The organism is Hyphomonas sp. UBA3601 (genome assembly GCF_002375605.1).
Lineage (GTDB): Bacteria > Pseudomonadota > Alphaproteobacteria > Caulobacterales > Hyphomonadaceae > Hyphomonas.
Genome location: NZ_DFME01000040.1, coordinates 7,492 through 9,582 on the forward strand (window position 1 = coordinate 7,492; position 2,091 = coordinate 9,582).

Annotated in this window: 2 protein-coding genes; both read right to left on the bottom strand. The window is 62.9% G+C overall.

The window, feature by feature from the left end:
* Nucleotides 1-1,580, bottom strand: a 1,580-nt coding sequence (locus tag B4F73_RS04790) for an acetyl-CoA carboxylase biotin carboxylase subunit (protein ID WP_290482619.1), incomplete at its 3' end; no start/stop codon positions are given.
* The coding region (locus B4F73_RS04795; protein WP_290482620.1) for a DUF817 family protein at nt 1,522-2,091 on the bottom strand (570 nt) is incomplete at its 5' end. The genes B4F73_RS04790 and B4F73_RS04795, both read right to left, overlap by 59 nt.

The window sequence follows — 2,091 nt, forward strand, 5'->3', positions numbered from 1 at the left end:
GGCAGCGGCGCGTCCGGATCGACGTCATGCTCGGACGGGTCAAACCAGTCTGCATCCGCGCCCACCGCCACGGCCGCTTTGCGCACAGGCGCCGCATTCGCCCGGAACCCATCCCGGATTCCCCATGGCGTGACGGCAGCGCTGTCATCCAGCTCGATGTCGCTGACGGCGAGAACGGATGCATGCTGATGCGCGGCGGGAGGCTGGGTCAGCGCATCCCCCTGCTCCGCAATCCAGTTCACATGATGCGTGCCATCGCGGAACGCGTCCGACTGGGCGCAGCGACGCAGGAAGCCGGTATTGGCCGGCACGCCCGAGAGTTGGGTGTGCGACAGCGTCTCGGTCAGCAGGTCAACCGCCGCGTCGCGGTCTTCTCCGTGCACGATCAGTTTCGCGATCATGGAATCATAGTTGGATGGTACGCGATCACCCGTCTCGAAACCGGCATCCCAGCGGATCGTTTCCCCATCAATGGGCTGCAACAGGCCGAATTCCAGGATCAGCCCCGCGCCGGGGCGGAAGCCATCGGCCGGGTCTTCGGCGCAGATGCGCGCCTCGATGGCATGGCCCATCAGCGGGATCTCGTCCTGCGCCAGCGGGATTTCCTCGCCGGAAGCGACCAGCAATTGCCAGGCGACAAGGTCCTGCCCTGTGATCATCTCGGTCACCGGATGCTCGACCTGGAGACGGGTATTCATTTCGAGGAACCAAAACGTGTCGACGCCCAGCGGCTTTGACCCGTCCACGATGAATTCCACCGTGCCCGCGCCCTGATACCCAACAGCCTGCGCCAGCTTCACCGCTGCGTCCGTCATGGCCGCTCGCACATCATCCGGCATGCCGGGCGCGGGCGCTTCCTCAATGACTTTCTGGCGGCGACGCTGCAGCGAGCAATCGCGTTCATAGAGATGGACGACATTGCCATGCGCATCGCCAAAGACCTGCACTTCGATATGGCGTGGCTGCTCGACCAGTTTTTCCAGCATGACCCGGCCATCGCCAAAGGAACTTTCGGCCTCACGCACCGCGCTTTCCAGCTCGGCCTTCAGCTCGCCCGCCTTGGAGACGAGGCGAATGCCGCGCCCGCCGCCCCCGGCAACCGCCTTGATCAGCAGCGGAAAGCCGACATCTTTCGCCGCCCTGGCAAGCGTTTCCAGCTCCTGCCCTTCGCCGCGATAGCCGGGCAGCACAGGCACGCCGGCCTCTTCGGCAATGCGCTTGGCTTCGTCCTTCGGGCCCATGGATCGGATCGCCTTGGCCGAAGGGCCAACCCAGATGAGGCCCGCTTTCTCGACGGCTTCGGCGAAATCGGCATTCTCGGACAGGAAACCATAGCCCGGATGGATGGCATCGGCGCCGGTCGCCTTGGCAGCGGCCAAGATGGCTTCGACCTTGAGATAGCTTTCGGGCGCAGGCGACGGGCCGATATGGATCGCTTCGTCGGCCTCGCGGACATGTTTCGCGCGCGCATCGGCATCGGAATAGACGGCGACTGTCGCAATGCCGAGCCCATGGCAGGTCTCAAAGATGCGACAGGCGATCTCGCCCCTGTTTGCGACGAGCAGCTTCTGGATCTTCAATGCGTGGCCCTCCCGGCGCCCGGTGGACCATAGCCACCAGAACAAAACTGATTATCATCAGCAGATACCACGAACCGAGTTTCGATAAAGAGACCATCTGCCAGCCATGCTCTTGCCCGGGATAGGCCCAGGCGCGGGCGAATGTTCCAAGATTCTCAGCAAACCAGATGAAAACTGCCACGAGCAGGAACCCGATGACGAGCGGCATCGGCCTGTGGGCTTCATCAGCGCGGAACCAGACCAAGCATGGCCCATAAACCATCGCCGTGCCCACGAACAGGGCGATCCGGACATCCGGCAGCCAGTGATGCGCGAAGAAATTCACGTAAATCGCGGTTGTCAGACTGGCTTGAACCCAGAGTGGCGGGAAACGGTCAAACCGGAAGTCGAAGATGCGCCAGACTCGCGCCAGATAGGAGCCCACTGCCGCGTACATGAAGCCCGTAAACAACGGCACACCGCCAATGCGCAGGAAGCTCTCCTCGGGATAGATCCAGCTGCCATGATAGGT